This window comes from Enterobacter cloacae complex sp. SHL022 (genome assembly GCF_049237785.1).
Lineage (GTDB): Bacteria > Pseudomonadota > Gammaproteobacteria > Enterobacterales > Enterobacteriaceae > Enterobacter > Enterobacter hormaechei_C.
Map to the genome: position 1 here is coordinate 406,041 of NZ_JBMKJH010000002.1, position 14,725 is coordinate 420,765.

Annotated in this window: 16 protein-coding genes and 5 pseudogenes; 16 read left to right on the forward strand and 5 right to left on the reverse strand. The window is 45.9% G+C overall.

From position 1 onward, the window contains the following. Positions 1–10 precede the first annotated feature (10 nt). The 8 genes from ACOTZD_RS06160 (at position 11) to ACOTZD_RS06195 (ending at position 4,032) form a co-directional block, all read left to right on the forward strand. Positions 11–439: a DUF2787 family protein gene (locus ACOTZD_RS06160; protein WP_058671505.1), complete on the forward strand. Its 429-nt coding sequence runs from the start codon at positions 11–13 to the stop codon at positions 437–439. A gap of 59 nt (positions 440–498) precedes the next feature. After that, positions 499–963 (forward strand): lecithin retinol acyltransferase family protein, encoded by a 465-nt coding sequence (locus tag ACOTZD_RS06165; protein ID WP_058671506.1) that lies wholly within the window; start codon positions 499–501, stop codon positions 961–963. Then, a complete protein-coding gene (locus ACOTZD_RS06170; protein ID WP_109949201.1) occupies positions 951–1,181 on the forward strand; it encodes a DeoR family transcriptional regulator in 231 nt (76 codons plus the stop codon). Before ACOTZD_RS06165 ends, ACOTZD_RS06170 begins: the two co-directional genes overlap by 13 nt. Before the next feature lie 74 nt (positions 1,182–1,255). Further along, complete coding sequence (locus tag ACOTZD_RS06175) at positions 1,256–1,642, forward strand: hypothetical protein (protein ID WP_227793118.1); 387 nt, start codon at positions 1,256–1,258, stop codon at positions 1,640–1,642. A gap of 134 nt (positions 1,643–1,776) precedes the next feature. Continuing rightward, on the forward strand, positions 1,777–2,526 hold the full coding sequence (locus ACOTZD_RS06180; RefSeq protein WP_421636258.1) for a DUF3944 domain-containing protein: 750 nt from the start codon (positions 1,777–1,779) through the stop codon (positions 2,524–2,526). 103 nt (positions 2,527–2,629) lie between these two features. Further along, positions 2,630–3,343, forward strand: a complete 714-nt coding sequence (locus ACOTZD_RS06185; protein WP_058671509.1) for a WYL domain-containing protein — start codon at positions 2,630–2,632, stop codon at positions 3,341–3,343. Positions 3,344–3,401: 58 nt separating this feature from the next. After that, entirely contained in the window at positions 3,402–3,713 is a 312-nt protein-coding gene (locus ACOTZD_RS06190) for a hypothetical protein (RefSeq protein WP_058671510.1), read from the forward strand. Between the two features lie 73 nt (positions 3,714–3,786). Further along, positions 3,787–4,032 (forward strand): DUF262 domain-containing protein, encoded by a 246-nt coding sequence (locus ACOTZD_RS06195; RefSeq protein ID WP_061856830.1) that lies wholly within the window; start codon positions 3,787–3,789, stop codon positions 4,030–4,032. A gap of 12 nt (positions 4,033–4,044) precedes the next feature. Here the strand turns inward: ACOTZD_RS06195 and ACOTZD_RS06200 are convergent, their stop codons facing one another. Continuing rightward, complete coding sequence (locus ACOTZD_RS06200; protein ID WP_072199656.1) at positions 4,045–5,013, reverse strand: IS5 family transposase; 969 nt, start codon at positions 5,011–5,013, stop codon at positions 4,045–4,047. A gap of 37 nt (positions 5,014–5,050) precedes the next feature. Here ACOTZD_RS06200 and ACOTZD_RS06205 point away from each other — a divergent pair. The 4 genes and pseudogenes from ACOTZD_RS06205 to ACOTZD_RS06220 all read left to right on the forward strand — a co-directional run. Continuing rightward, positions 5,051–5,473: pseudogene (locus ACOTZD_RS06205) on the forward strand (hypothetical protein); the annotation flags it as partial. A 15-nt stretch (positions 5,474–5,488) separates the two neighbouring features. Beyond that, the gene (locus ACOTZD_RS06210) at positions 5,489–6,061 is read left to right on the forward strand and encodes a hypothetical protein (protein ID WP_058671513.1); all 573 of its coding nucleotides are present in this window, start codon (positions 5,489–5,491) and stop codon (positions 6,059–6,061) included. 72 nt (positions 6,062–6,133) lie between these two features. Then, positions 6,134–7,402, forward strand: a complete 1,269-nt coding sequence (locus ACOTZD_RS06215; protein WP_058671514.1) for a hypothetical protein — start codon at positions 6,134–6,136, stop codon at positions 7,400–7,402. A gap of 116 nt (positions 7,403–7,518) precedes the next feature. Beyond that, the gene (locus ACOTZD_RS06220) at positions 7,519–8,178 is read left to right on the forward strand and encodes a hypothetical protein (RefSeq protein WP_058671515.1); all 660 of its coding nucleotides are present in this window, start codon (positions 7,519–7,521) and stop codon (positions 8,176–8,178) included. Positions 8,179–8,261: 83 nt separating this feature from the next. Here the strand turns inward: ACOTZD_RS06220 and mobQ are convergent. Together mobQ and ACOTZD_RS06230 are read right to left on the reverse strand one after the other, a co-directional pair. After that, positions 8,262–9,681: pseudogene (gene mobQ / locus ACOTZD_RS06225) on the reverse strand (MobQ family relaxase); the annotation flags it as partial. Between the two features lie 15 nt (positions 9,682–9,696). Continuing rightward, a protein-coding gene (locus ACOTZD_RS06230) for an IS3 family transposase (protein ID WP_099544308.1) occupies positions 9,697–10,844 on the reverse strand; the annotation gives its coding sequence in 2 pieces (ribosomal slippage) (positions 9,697–10,607 and positions 10,607–10,844; 1,149 coding nt in all). 139 nt (positions 10,845–10,983) lie between these two features. Between ACOTZD_RS06230 and ACOTZD_RS06235 the strand changes: the two are divergent. Both ACOTZD_RS06235 and ACOTZD_RS06240 read left to right on the forward strand, forming a co-directional pair. Then, a pseudogene (locus ACOTZD_RS06235) lies at positions 10,984–11,085 on the forward strand (IS1 family transposase); the annotation flags it as partial. A gap of 374 nt (positions 11,086–11,459) precedes the next feature. Then, entirely contained in the window at positions 11,460–12,056 is a 597-nt protein-coding gene (locus tag ACOTZD_RS06240) for a hypothetical protein (protein ID WP_045269761.1), read from the forward strand. Between the two features lie 473 nt (positions 12,057–12,529). Here ACOTZD_RS06240 and ACOTZD_RS06245 read toward each other — a convergent pair whose 3' ends face one another. Beyond that, a complete protein-coding gene (locus ACOTZD_RS06245) occupies positions 12,530–12,814 on the reverse strand; it encodes a hypothetical protein (RefSeq protein WP_126514695.1) in 285 nt (94 codons plus the stop codon). 27 nt (positions 12,815–12,841) lie between these two features. Further along, on the reverse strand, positions 12,842–13,210 hold the full coding sequence (locus tag ACOTZD_RS06250; protein WP_058671575.1) for a hypothetical protein: 369 nt from the start codon (positions 13,208–13,210) through the stop codon (positions 12,842–12,844). Between the two features lie 182 nt (positions 13,211–13,392). Between ACOTZD_RS06250 and ACOTZD_RS06255 the strand changes: the two are divergent. Beyond that, positions 13,393–13,518: pseudogene (locus ACOTZD_RS06255) on the forward strand (transposase); the annotation flags it as partial. Between the two features lie 74 nt (positions 13,519–13,592). Beyond that, a pseudogene (locus ACOTZD_RS06260) lies at positions 13,593–14,712 on the forward strand (IS3 family transposase). Positions 14,713–14,725 lie beyond the last annotated feature (13 nt).

The window sequence follows — 14,725 nt, forward strand, 5'->3', positions numbered from 1 at the left end:
GAAATTCACTATGTCATCACCCGCTATATTGCAGGGCGGCTATGTGCTGCCTCTCTCCCGGTCGTTCACCCGAATGCTTCTGGACATCGTCGCGCAAAAACCGCCTCATCGTCACCCCCTCACCGGATTAACCATTAACTTCCGTGACCCTGAATACTCACCGGAAACGGGTGGCTGGCATCCGGTCGAAATACGCCTCATCCCAGCCGGAGAAGACTGGCAGCTCGATTACGTCACCGATTTTCACTATGCAGGACATCCGTGGCCTGAGCTTGAAAAAGATGTCGATGTGAGCTGGACGCAACAGTACACGTGGCTCTCCCGCTGCGGCGATATCTCTCATGCCGACGCCCGTGAGTTCTGGTCGCTGTGGGAGCGTAACTTTATGGCTTACCACGAGATGGGGGTTTTCACGGTCCGTACGTTGTGGGAAAGCTGAGTATTCACCCGGTTTCCCACGCATCCCCCCCTCTCCCCCATAGTAAGGAACTGAATGTTATGTACCGGCTTCTGCTGCTGAACTTCGTGGATTCATTTATCGATAACTGCATTCTCTCCTGCGTCGATGAACCGGCTTACGGTGGTATCGTGCAGTGCGAACTGCTTTTTGGCCTTGCCGCACACAGCGGTATCTATGTGGGTAACGGCGATATTGTTCATCTTGATGGCGATGGAACCGTTATCAAAAGTAAGGCTAAAGGGTTTCTTGACCGGCTCGACGGCTGGAATTCCGCTATCTCGGTGTATACCGACTGTATGGATTTAACGCCACAGGGCTGTACGCAGGCCGCTGAACGGGCAAAGGCGGCAGTGGGTCAGCGCTATCCCTACAGCCTGCTGGATTTTAACTGCCACCGTTTTACTGCCCGCTGCGTTACCGGCAACTCATGCCCTGATATCTGGCTTGCCAGGCACCTCGATAGATTTCAGAAAGGGGACCGATGGCGCGTATGGCAACGATGAATGTTAATCGTCGCAGGCAACACGCTACCGCACAGGGAGAACGGCTTATCCGGCTGACCATGGTGCTGTTTTACGGTCAGACAATATCGGTACGCTATATCACCCGACGGTTTGACGTCTCTCCCCGCACGGCAAGACGGGACCTCACCTGTCTGGCCTTTGTGCTGGAATCCGCAGGTCCTCACCGCTGGCGACTGGCTCCCTCGCTGAAACCCTGACTTTTTTCTCTGCCGGACATCTCCTGACCACCCCGCGTGGCAGGCTGTCTCCGCTTTTCAATCCATAAGGGAACATGATGAAAATTCTTAAACTGTTAACCGCAACCATTCTGCTTTCCGTCTTCAGCCACAGTGCATTTGCCGATGAGCAGGCTGACGCTCAGATGATTACCAACTCGACCTTCTGCGCGATGTACTCCACCCGCCTGACCCAGACCAGTGACAGCGGCCTTCAGGTAAAAGGCGTCAATCTCAATGCCCGCTTCAACGGACCGGTATTCAACCGGGTGCTCCAGGTGATGAACAAAACCTATGGCAGAACCTGGCTCGAATCAAATGCGCGTAGTGGCAGCATGACCGCCATGCAGCTTTCGCAGTCGGAGCTGCTCTATAACCCGGAATATGCGCGTCAGTGCGATGCCTTCGCGAATAAAGTGGAAAAGGAATGGCGCAAAAAGTAACCACAACAAAATAACCGGTGAACAAAAACCTGCTTTGGGGCAGGTTTTTTTTTACTTTTTCTTTTTCAGCCGGACACGCCCTGTCCGGGGACATCCTTAAACTGTCAGGTCCAATATCTGCTATGAGGTGAAATATGGCGACCTACCGACACGACCCTGACCTTGAGTTTCTGCGCCACTGCCATCGTGACGATCTGGATTTACTGGTTTCTGTGCTGATTTGCGATCCAAAAGACGGACTGGCACGTATCACGGAAACGTTGACTTACGATCCTCAGTATAAAAAACACAAGCCCAACCATCCGCGCTACTGGGATGCCATTGCCGCCGAGGTTCAGACATTTGGGGCGAACAGCTTCGCCACGCTGCTCCGCTGGGGTAAAGGGGTGCTGTACCGGGAAATTCTTACCGATGCCTGCGATAAAATGAAGGTGAACTACAACAGCAAGTCCAGCGTCGAGACGATTGAAATGAATCTGCTCATGAAGATCCTGGATAAAAGCCTTGAGAAGATGACGCCTGACCAGTTAAAGACCGTGGCAGAAGAGTTGCAGACGGGCTACAGCAATCCCACGCCGGAGCTGCTGACCATGGCAATCCAGGCGGGAATAAAAACATCCGGGTTTGCGGCCTATCAGATGGCGCTTGTGGTCACAAATGGCGTGGCAAAAGCCCTGTTAGGCAGAGGACTGACCGTTGCAGGAAATGCCATGCTGACGCGTACCATGGGCGCTTTTGCAGGTCCCGTGGGCTGGGTGCTCAGTTCTCTCTGGCTGCTGATAGATTTAGCCGGTCCGGCATACAGGGTGACGCTACCATCCTGTATTTTTATTGCCTACATGCGCCAGAAGCATCTTTATTCACCTGAGAGTACTGACGTTTAACACTTAGCATTTAAGGTTTTCAGGCTTTAAAAAACATCAGAGGGCGGACAAACCCTGTCCGCTACTGCTGGCATCATTTCCCGGCTAAATTCGGGAACGATGTATGACGCTGATAACACAAGAAAACGAACATGACAGACTGGCAACCCGCCTTTCCATCATCCTGAGCCGTTTGTTTCAGGGTGAAAAGCTACATATTGGAACACTGGCAGAAGAATTCGGGGTGACGACGCGAACGCTGCGACGGGATTTCAACGTCCGTCTGACGTACCTTGATATTGAACAGAGCAACGGCGTGTATCAGCTTGCCTCCCATTACTTTCGTCGCCGCACGGAACGGGATATGAAGATACTGGCGAGACTGCTGCATCTTGACCGTCTGTTACCCGCGATGGATGCCAAGCTGCTGAGCCTGATGCTTGACGGGGAGCACCCTTCCCCCTACAGGATTATGCTACCGGAGCCGCGCCAGAAACCCACGCTCTTTGGGGATTTCAGCAGACTGACGCTCGCCATACTTAACCAGACCCAGGTACGTATCAAAACCGATAAAAACGTCAGCCATACCGTTCATCCCTATCGTCTGCTTTGCAGCCATGCGGAGTGGTTTCTTGCCGGGTGTACGTCACCGGGCGTGTTCGTTATCTCCCTGTCCCGAATCAGGCTGGTTGAGGTATTACCGGATACAACATTTGAAATCGATGACGCGCTCATTTCGCTGATTGAACAGTCTGACTTTATGGAAGCCCTACCCCACATGGACATTATTCATCAGATAATGCATTACGGGAGCAAACAGACGAATAATCGTAATTAAAATCACAACATATTATTAGTGATGATTAAATCACATTAACATGATAAGTGAGAAAGTTATGATTATTGATAAAGAATACGCACTTGTAGATGCAACAGCAAGACTTAACACTGACCTGAGAGATTATGAAATTGAAATAAATAAGGCTGCAAGCGTAACGTTTGGCAATGACCTGACAGACATAAAGGTATACCAGTCCAGTTTTATCATCAGTATCAGGGCAGACGGTGAAAAAATAAAGCACGGCCTTCTTGTTAACTTCGGTAAAAATATAGCAAGACAGGTTTCATCACTTTGTGCATCCGCAATGCGCGTCTACCCGAATGAAAAACACAAACCGAGCCGTCAGCTTTTCCATTGCATAAATTAGTTTGTACAAAGACTGTACTACCGACACGTATTAAATTAAAATAGGCCAGCTAATATAACATATGAGGTTTATGATGGCTGGCCAGTATGAAAAAGCAATAACGATAAAACAAGCGATAGATTCAATTAATTTACGCCACTATCTTCTGCCTGCAATTCAGAGGAAGTTCGTCTGGAGCAGCAGTCAGATATGTCTGCTGTTTGATTCCATCATGCGAGACTACCCGATAAACTCTTTCATGATGTGGGATATCCGTAGTGCCAGTATTAAAAACGAGGCTTTGTTGAATAAATCAGATTCGGGGCGAGTGTCCCTGTAGCAGGGCAGATTTTCAGGCAATACGCACGCTTTCCGGCATTCCTGCCTTTGTCATCCTGTTCAGCGCCCGAACCATGGCCAGAGCCTCTGCCACCTGCCCGTCATAATCACGCAGTGTCAGTGAACCTCCGAACAGCTGCTTTATCCTATACATCGCCGTTTCCGCTATCGAGCGACGGTTGTAATCTGTTGTCCACTTCCACCGCGCATTGCTTCCGCTCAGACGCTGATTCGCAACAGCACGGTTGCGGTCTGCATACTCAACGGGCCAGTAGCCCGCTCCCTTTCGGGGAGGGATAAGCGCTCTGATATTCTTACGCCGCAGTTCATCGTGACACAGGCGCGTATCGTAAGCTCCGTCGGCCACTGCTGCTCTGATTTTTCTGTGAGTCTGCCGGATAAGACCCGGGAAGGCTTCTGAGTCTGTTACGTTGTTCAGTGACAGGTCCGCGCAGATGACTTCATGTGTTTTACCATCAACAGCAAGATGCAGCTTTCGCCAGATGCGGCGGCGCTCTTTGCCGTGCTTTTTAACTTTCCATTCGCCTTCACCGAAGACCTTCAGCCCGGTGGAGTCAATCACCAGATGCGCGATTTCACTCCGGGTGGGTGCTTTAAAGCTGACATTCACCGACTTTGCCCGCTTGCTGACACTGCTGTAGTCCGGGCAACGCAGTGGGACATCCATCAGGGAAAAAATGGAATCAATAAAGCCCTGAGCGGCTCGCAGGGTCAGCCGGAATACGCGTTTAATTACCAGAACGGTAGTGATGGCAAGGTCTGAATAGCGCTGAGGCCGTCCGCGCGATGCGGGCGTTGCTGACTCATACCAGGCCTGAATCGCCTCATCATCCAGCCAGAAAGTGATGGAACCACGATTAATCAGGGCCTTGTTATAGTTGCACCAGTTGGTGATTCTGAACTTCTGCTTTGCCACGGAACTGCCTGCATTATCAGGATTATGCGTGATCTGATCCTTCAACTCAGCAAAAGTTCGATTTATTCAACAAAGCCCCGACACCACTCAAAGCCTTGGCCCGGTATCGTCTGTATCTGGCCTTGGTGCTGTCTGCAAAGACTATGAAGAAAATGCGATGGCAGCAGAAAAGAAATGGACTGGCAAAAGGATTTCTATCACCAATGCCACTGTTCTTGAAGTAACAAAGGGCAGAAGTGCCAGCGACATGATGACGGGAATGCCCATGTCAACCCCTAACTATTACCTGCTATTCAAAACAGCCGATACAAGCTATTGTGGTGGTATGGTCTGGATTGATTACTATTCTGGCCTTTATGATGCGGTTCTGACTTACAAAAAAGGTCAGAAAGTCAGTGTCACTGGAACAGTCAACAACTTCGAAGTTCGTGGCTTTGCTACCGTCAACAATGCCGATATGCCAGTTCGTCTGGTTGTTCTGAGAAATGGCACTATCAATCATTAATACAGGGTTAATAAAATGCATAAAATATCGTTAGTGGCCGTGGGGACTATTTTTCTTGTCGGTTGTGGAGATAAGGGAGATTTTGAGAAAACGATAAATAAAGAAATCAGTAAGGAGCCTGTTTGTTATTCTTTTAATACAAAAGAAAATAACAGTGATGCTTATGAAAGCTTCAGCGAACCCGGAGTTTTCGTCAGAGTTAATGTTCGAGGAAATGATGTGAGTCCTATCTTGGAAGGACTTAAAAAATCGGGCTTAATCGATATTGAATTCGAACAACAAGGGTTTACCCGTGTTGCAGCCTTATCAGCAACAGATAAAGGTGCTAAAGCGAAATTTTGGGATAAGGAGCATGGGGCTTGCGTAGGTACTAGAACAGTAGATGAAATAAAAGAGTGGACTGAACCCAGCGACGCTGGTGGTCAAAAAGTAACACGGGTATCATATACATGGAAATTGTCAGATATCCCAAACTGGGTTGATAAGGACGCGTTTGCCAGATCTGGGGTCAAAGGCATTGACAAATCTGAGAACGCTACTGCGATATTAGTGAAAACTAATAATGGTTGGAAAGCTAGCGGTTTCTAATGTCAAAGCGAGACAATAATTATATCAAGAAAATACTTGAAGGTATTTTCTGTATCATTTAAAGGAATAATTATGCGTAAGTCATTAGTACTGGTTCTAGGATTTACTATTGTTCTGATTGGTTGTGATAAAGCTGTTGAAAATAAAAGTATTTCTGAGCTTACAAGTGAAGAAGCAGATGGTATTTGCAAAAGACCAGAAGTTATTACACAGATAGAAAATAGCTTCAGAAAGGGGAGTGTTGAATTCTTAAATCGTAATCCATTAAACTATTCCCCGTTTATTGATAGATATAACTCTGTAGAACAACTTTCTGACAATAGAAGAGCGTCAAGGATTGATGTTACTTATAAATATAGTGCGGATGATTTTTCAAAAGGATTCGGAACTACCGATAAAGTTAAAGTAAGTAATGCAAGGCTAACTGGCACAGGTAAAGACGATTTATCATGTAGTGCTAAAATAGAGTTCACATCTGATAAAATCTATGGGATTTCATTTTCAGATAATTTCACTTACAATATAAAAAAAGAAAACGATAAATTTGTCACTGACATTAAACTTTCTCTTGAAGGACTAACACGTAGTAAAAGTGAACCTACGGTATCTCAAAAGGAGTGGCGTGATAAGTATGAAGAGAAACTTAATGCAGATGATGATGTGTTGAGGAATATTCCTGATTCTGATTATAAAGTCATCTCACAGAATGATATATATTACATTTACTTTGCGCAAGCACCACGTAAGTTCAGCGATGATGAATTGATGGGTTTCTTTAGCTCTAAGTGGAACAATACGACTGATGTCTTTGCCAAAGAAGATATTAAAAAAGAAGAGCTTCCTAAAATAAAAGAAAAAATTGAGCAATTTAAAAATCTAAAAAACATATTGTCTTACTCAACTTTTAATTTGAGTCAGCAATTGGCAGACAAAAATGCTCTCAAAACAGAAAATGGTGAAAAATCTATAGAAACTTCTACTAGTTGGTTTTCTACACGTGATAGCTATGACATGACCAAGAAGGGTTATAGCTATGAAGCGCCCTCATGTAATATGAACGGCGGTTTAACAATCGAACGACGTGGAATCCGCTTCACTACAGATGATTCTTTACGTGGGTGTGTAGTTGGCGTACCGGATGACAAAGCTCGCGAAGTATCTGCTAAGCTTGCTGCCATAGGTAGACAAGGAGGTAATGCTGGCTTCTTTGTTAAATCTTATCTTCATATCTCTAAGGTCGATGGTAGTGACAATACCATTCATACGACTGTGATTAAGGATGAAGTTAACGTTTACGATCCTGAAACCAATGAGCTTATTCTTGATACCGTAGTTAGATAGCTGCTATTTACATATACACTTCATGGTGCATGCTTACTGGTTCTGGGATAAACATGCACCTGAAGTGGAGTGCTAATAGGCTGGAGCTTCAACACACTCATAAATAGAAGGAATATATGATTCAGTTAATAATAGTGGTTTTCTTGGGGCTTCTGTTAAACATACCATCACTTACACCGGTGCTTTTTCTCAAAAAGACACAAAAGAGCGTGAAGGTATCGATGGCGGTAAGACTGTTTCTACTTAACGCTTTCTTGGTGCTGTCATTGGTGACGGTTTCGCAGAATATTACGCAAAAATACGGGCTGTTTCCTATATGGCTGGTATGTGTTGCTATCGCTCTTTTTATGGCTACTCTGGTATCAACAGTTAAATTCGTGCGTAAGAATTTAACTGTTGGTAAAAGTCGGGCTATTATCCTTTCATCATTCCTGATTGTCTATGCCACCAGATTTCATGCCGTGTTTTCAGATGTGTATGGAAGTGGATATACGCTTAACGGATACAACACCGCATGGACATTTTTCTTCTTGTTTGCAAGTCTGTTGGCTTATATCGGTTGCTCTGGGAGTAAAACATATTCTGGTTATTCTGCGCCGTCATCTGCATCGCAACCTGATTATTCCAAACCGACCAAAGAGTATGAAACACAATCTCAAATTGACTACGATATTGCTGTAAAGGGGCGGAGTGTTCTGTCTGATCCCAATCTGAGTATTGTTGAGCAGCAGCGTTATCGAGATGCTCTTGAGAAAAAAGAAAAAGAAGATTGGTAAAATATATTTATATTACTTAATAAAGCCGATGGAAATTGGCTTTGATGTTTCTTATTTAAATTCATTGGCATAAATCTGGCCTTTTATTTTCTATATCCCGGTGGCCTCATACGTGTGGCTTTATCTTTGCTGGCATGTGGTATGAGATCCATGCGATGATCGCTTTCCGGCTGTTCGTTCTTAGGGCGGTTTGGGAAACGGTTGATTTCATCAGACGTTGGCTTATAGTCATCTTGGTTAAACTTGGCTTTTTTCTCATATTCAGAACGAGAAACATGATGACCTAATACTTCATCAAAGACATAGTTTTCAGCAATACGTTTATCATGTTCTTCACTGATAAGATCAACTTTAGCTTTGTCTGTTTTAGCCCATATAAATTTATTCCTGATAAAATCAACCAAAAGAGCTGTAAAGCGTTTAAAGATATTATCTTGCCGTGGAGTAGCCTGTTTCCTCTTAACACGTTCAGGGGCGCTTCTGGATGCCTTGTTTGGGTTTTGAGAGGAGGATGTTTTCAGAATAGTATTTGTTCCAGAGTCAGAATTACTGACCGATGGTTTCTTACCAGCAACAACCTTACTGACTTTGTATTGATCACGATAGGATTTAACGCCACGCATACGAGTATGAGGTGCCGGGGCTACCAGCACAGGTCTTTGCGGTTCACTGGCAGAAGAACCGGAGCGTGCTTTAGGTAATACAATCTCTTCTGGTTCAGCAAGAACGGAGACAGTAAAGCTTCTGACATCAACGACGATTTCAAGGTCAAGTTCACTGAATGTTTTGTAGACTTCAACGGCTTCTTGCTTGGCAGCATCACGAACAGCCTGTTCTTTGGCTCTTTGTTCATGAGCTGCCTTACTAAGCCATTTAGCGCGATGAACACGCTGCATTGCAGGGCGATTGGTTTCGGTTGCCTTGGCAAGCCAGAAGGCTTTTTCTTCAGCGCTGAATGCTTCTTCTGCTTTGGCAAGGGCATCAGCACATTGTGTCCTGAGAGAACGGTGATCGATACGTTCTTCACTGCCTGCGGCTTCAAGGTAGCTGTTTGACATTGTGGCCCACGACTCACGCCATTGGATCATTATCTTCTTGTCATTCCAGCTTCTTTCTTTTTTACCAAAACCCTCCGGGCCTATGGTTTTTAATGTCAACATAACGTGAGCATGAGGATTATCGCTATCAAGATCATGGAAAGCGATATCAGCAATCATCCCTTTATCAACGATAATTTTTCTGACAATATTCAAGAACAAGTTTTTTCTTGTCTTCATTATTTAACTCGGCAGGAATAGCAACATCGAAATAACGGGCTGTTTGTCCATTACTTTGACGCTCAACTCTTTCAACTTCATTCCATAATGCTGTAGAGTCTTTTACGATATGTTCTGGAGCATTAACTGGTGCTAATATGAAATGCCCGTATAAATCAGTGCGGCGGCTGTAATCATAGGTATCACCTGTTCTTTCATCTGATATGCGTGTACGAGCATGATATGAATAGCCACAGATAATCTAGACACTTCCGAGCCGTTGATAATACTGGTTTTCATATTCTGTCGGTGACATCTGATCGCTAGAACCATGCCGACGCTTACTGTTATAAAACATTTCGATGTAATCAAAAATATCGCTGCGGGCTTCTTCCCGCGTTCCGTAGATCTTTTTCTTTATCCGTTCGCGTTTCAACAACTGGAAAAAGCTTTCTGCAACCGCATTATCATGGCAGTTACCGCGACGGCTCATGCTGCCCTCCAGACCGTGTGATTTCAGGAACGACTGCCACTCATGGCTTGTGTACTGACTGCCCTGATCCGAATGAACCAGCACCTGTTTTTGGGGATTACGCCGCCATACAGCCATCAGCAGTGCGTTCAGGACAATGTCCTTTGTCATCCGGGATTGCATGGACCAGCCGATAATTTTGTGTGAGAACAGATCAACAACCACGGCAAGATACAGCCAGCCTTCGTGGGTCCTGATGTAGGTTATGTCCGTTACCCAACGCTCATCCGGAGCATCCGGATTGAACTGTCGCTGGAGCCTGTTGGGCGACACGATACTGGCCTCGCCTTTACGTGCCCGCGGGCTCCGGTATCCGACCTGAGCCTTTATCCCGACACGTTTCATCAGTCGCCAGACTCTGTTCACTCCGCACTGTTGCCCGCTGTCCCGCAGATCCAGATGGATTTTGCGATAACCATAGACGCATCCCGATTCCAGCCAGAACTGTTTAATCTGTCCTGTCAGTCTCAGGTCTGCCTGATGGCGTTGTGAATGCGGCTGCTGAAGCCAGGCGTAAAAACCACTGGGATGAACATCCAGCACCCGACAGAGCAGGCGAACAGGCCAGCAACAGGTGTTGTCACGGATAAAGGCGTACCTCAGTCGGACAGCTTTGCGAAGTACGCCGCGGCTTTTTTTAATATGTCCCGTTCGTCGGTAACCCGCTTCAGCTCTTTCTGGAGACGGCGGATCTCGGTCTGAGCAACTGACTGTTCTTTATTAGCGGAAGAATCCGGACCGTACTTCTTTATCCAGGCGTAAAGGCTGTGGGTGGTGATATCGAGACGTGTTGCAACGCTGGCAACAGAATGACCGCGATCAACAACCTGTTTGACTGCTTCAATTTTAAACTCTTCGGGATAACGCTTACCGCTCATGGGCACCTCTCTTTAAGCCATCTTAAATGACTCTGAGGTGTCTGTTAAACCTGTGGCGATTCACTTGTAGATGCAACAGCAAGACTTAACACTGACCTGAGGAATTATGAACATGAAATAAACAACGCCGCCATCATAACATCTGGCAAGGCTGGGACGGAAGTCACTGTCGTTCTCAAAATCGGTGGAGCTGCATGACAAGGTCATCGGGCATTATCTGAACATAAAACACTATCAGTAAGTTGGAGTCATTACCGCGATTTAAGACGCCATTATCATGCATTCAGCCACCACAACAAGGGAAGACCCATTTATGTACAGTTATTTTGTTGCCCGGATTTCTGCCTATGCTTTTGATTCCCTTACACAACCCCGACCGCCTGCCCCTTCCCTTATTCCTCGAATGTTGCCCGGCGGGGTTCCCGTCAATTGACTATCGTTACCTCTGGCGTATACTCTGGAAAACTGGAGCCTTTTTAATTAGAAGTCAATCAAGAATGATTAGAGAACTGGTTTCAAACATGTGCTGTCTTAATATCGAACTTGCTCAGTATATAGTAATAAACAGATGAGTTGAGGAAGTACTTTAATTCCTCCATTCAATGAATTAAACATATGCAACACTTAAATATCAAAGGGTTTGTTATGGGTGTATATAGAGATCGTCAAGGTAATTATGTAACAACGGAAAATCCTACTGAATCACATCGCAATATAACAGATGCTTACATTTCGGAAGACACACACCGTTTGAAAAGTGATCCAAGTCGTCGGCAGGCGGAGTTTGAAGGGAACCTAGCTATTAGTAGATTTATCGGCATCGTCATGCTAATTTGCTTTCTTTGGGCCGCGATTTTTTATTTAATTCTCATTCCCGGGCTGAACTCCGCCGGGATGTTAATTTATAATGGTGGTATTCTAGGCATTGTTGGTCAAATTATTTGGATTATCTTTAAAGCTGCATTTACATTACTCACCGTTCCAATGATGGTTGCGGGTATCGTTTCGCCGTATGATCCAGGGACACATTATATATCGCAAGCAGTAGTGATGGCCGTTGTATCAGGCATCATTTTTAAATTCAGAAAAAACGTAAAAAAACCGATTGTTTCCACTCTGGGATTTCTCGCTATCTGTACATGTGTATCAGTCGGATTGGTTGCGACCAATGCGGATCTATGGTCACAATTTCAAATGTTCCCGAACCTTTGAGTTAGAGAACAGACCATTATACTTATCAGATAAATAATGCTTTATTATCTAAAAAATGGTTCGTTTTTATAGTGAGGTCGGCGTTGTTGAATAAATCAGTTTTGAGATACGACAATGCCCTCGTCACCATCTATAAGGCAATACGCTCGCTGACAACGAGAGGCTGAAGACGCTCTTGAGCATCAGGGCTGTGGTGATAGCTGTATCGGCGTAACGCAAAGGTTATACCCCGACTTTTAGCGTCAGCGATGTCGTACCCTGCGTTGTACTGATTTTCTCTCGATACCAAAGCGTTCAGATTTACAACGTGTTCCATCTTTTCCTGCAAGGTAGTGATTAACTACTACTAATCTGGTTTCGAGGGGATATTTTGGCTTTACCATAAAAAACTGCACCTTACTCAGTTGCGTGTCCAACTTTTGGGGTGCAGTCCAGCTTGCGGGGCTTGGCTATTCAGAATGCTATTTATATTATCAATCTTTCTGTATTATCAACTGCGAAAAGGCTGTGTTTTTACTCGGGTCAGACAAAGATGTCGACGCACTCACATCGAACATTTGCACAACTTTCCAGCCCTGTTTTGCCAGTTCAGGCAGCGTTGCTTTGATTCCACTTCCGCACGTAAAAACAGTACTGTCATTAACATTATGACTTTCTAATACGGGATATTCAGGGGAGTGACAAACATGTGCATCCCCAGCTGTCGCCGATGCACTCAATCCGAGCAGGACTATAACTATCAATGTTTTTTTCATCATATGCTTCACTTTGTATAATTGGAACAGTTACATTTTCACATCGTTCCATGTGAAGAGCTTGGGTTCTTGGAAGCGATTATTTGCGCTGCCAAACCTCATTGGCATTGGTTCAGCGCTAGTTACTGGGTATTTGAAATCAAATCTGAAAAACAAGTGCTCCCCGCACTTATATATAATATATTCGGACCATATTTTTTCATCACCTTCTCTGTCTGATTTGTAGGTGTCTACATCGCAAGTTTTATTTTTATCCTTAAACCCCCCTGCAAACTTGTTTGCGGATAGTTCTAGTTTGTGACCTTCAATAGTAATTGTACGTGATTTAAAACCGTTGTCGTTGCAACCTACAATGAGTAGTGTAAGCATTCCGATTTTTAGTGCGTGAATTATTTTCATATCAGTCCCATTGATAGATAAACAAAAGCCTCAGATTAATCTTAACGTGTTTTTTAAGGTTTTCAAGGCGTTAATGAATAAATCATTTTTGAGATGCGGCAAAGGTAATCCCCGCGAAAAACCAACGTGTTCATAAGTAGAATTTTCTCGTAATCTGAACCGGGGAGATCTCTATGTAAAAATCACGTTTTACTGACAGCCAGATCATGGCCATCCTCAAGCAGGCCGAGGCCGGAACGCCGGTAACTGAACTGTGTCGCGTGCATGGCATAAGCAGTGCCAGTTTCTACAAGTGGCGTTCACGCTTTCTCTGACCTGCTCCCCGTTGATTAATACACCGTGATGTTAGTAATGTCTTCATAAGCCACATGAGGACACCCCCATGAAGAAGCGTTTTTCCGACGAACAGATCATCAGTATTCTCCGCGAGGCTGAAGCCGGGGTTTCTGCCCGTGAGCTCTGCCGCAAGCACGCCATTTCCAACGCCACCTTTTACACGTGGCGCAAGAAGTTTGGCGGTATGGAAGTGCCCGAGGTTAAGCGCCTGAAGTCGCTTGAGGAAGAGAACGGCAGACTCAAGAAGCTGCTTGCCGAAGCCATGCTGGATAAGGAGGCACTCCAGGTGGCTCTGGGGCGAAAATACTGACGACAGACCAGAAACGGGAAACCGTTGAGTTTATGTGTGATGCGACCGGTCTGTCGCAACGTCGTGCCTGCAGGCTTACAGGTTTGTCCCTGTCGACCTGCCGCTATGAGGCTCAGCGTCCGGCGGCTGATGCACATTTTCAGGGCGTATCCCTGAACTGGCACTCGAACGAAGGCGTTTTGGTTACCGGCGCATCTGGCAGTTATTACGTCGGGAGGGCCTTCACGTCAACCACAAGCGGGTATACCGCATTTACCACCTTAACGGCCTGAGTGTGAAGTGCAGACGACGTCGTAAAGGTCTGGCGACTGAGCGGCTTCCGCTTCTTCGCCCGGATGCGCCTAACCTGACATGGTCGATGGATTTTGTCATGGATGCACTTGCCAGCGGCCGCCGGATTAAGTGCCTGACTTGCGTGGATGATTTCACGAAGGAGTGTCTGACGATCACCGCTGCTTTCGGTATTTCAGGTGTTCAGGTCACGCGTATTCTGGACAGCATCGCGCTCTTTCGTGGCTATCCGGCGACAATAAGAACCGAGCAGGGCCCGGAATTTACCTGCCGCGCGCTCGATCAATGGGCCTTTGAGCATGGTGTGGAGTTGCGACTTATCCAGCCAGGTAAGCCAACGCAGAACGGGTTTATTGAGAGTTTCAACGGTCGCTTTCGGGATGAATGCCTGAATGAACACTGGTTCAGCGATATTCTTCATGCCCGGAAAATCATTAATAACTGGCGGCAGGACTACAACGAGTCCAGACCTCATTCATCGCTGAATTACCAGACGCCGGCTGAATTTGCAGCAAGCTGGAGAAATGGAAAATTAGAAGGTAAACAAACCGACATTACTAACTGATCGTTGTATCTAA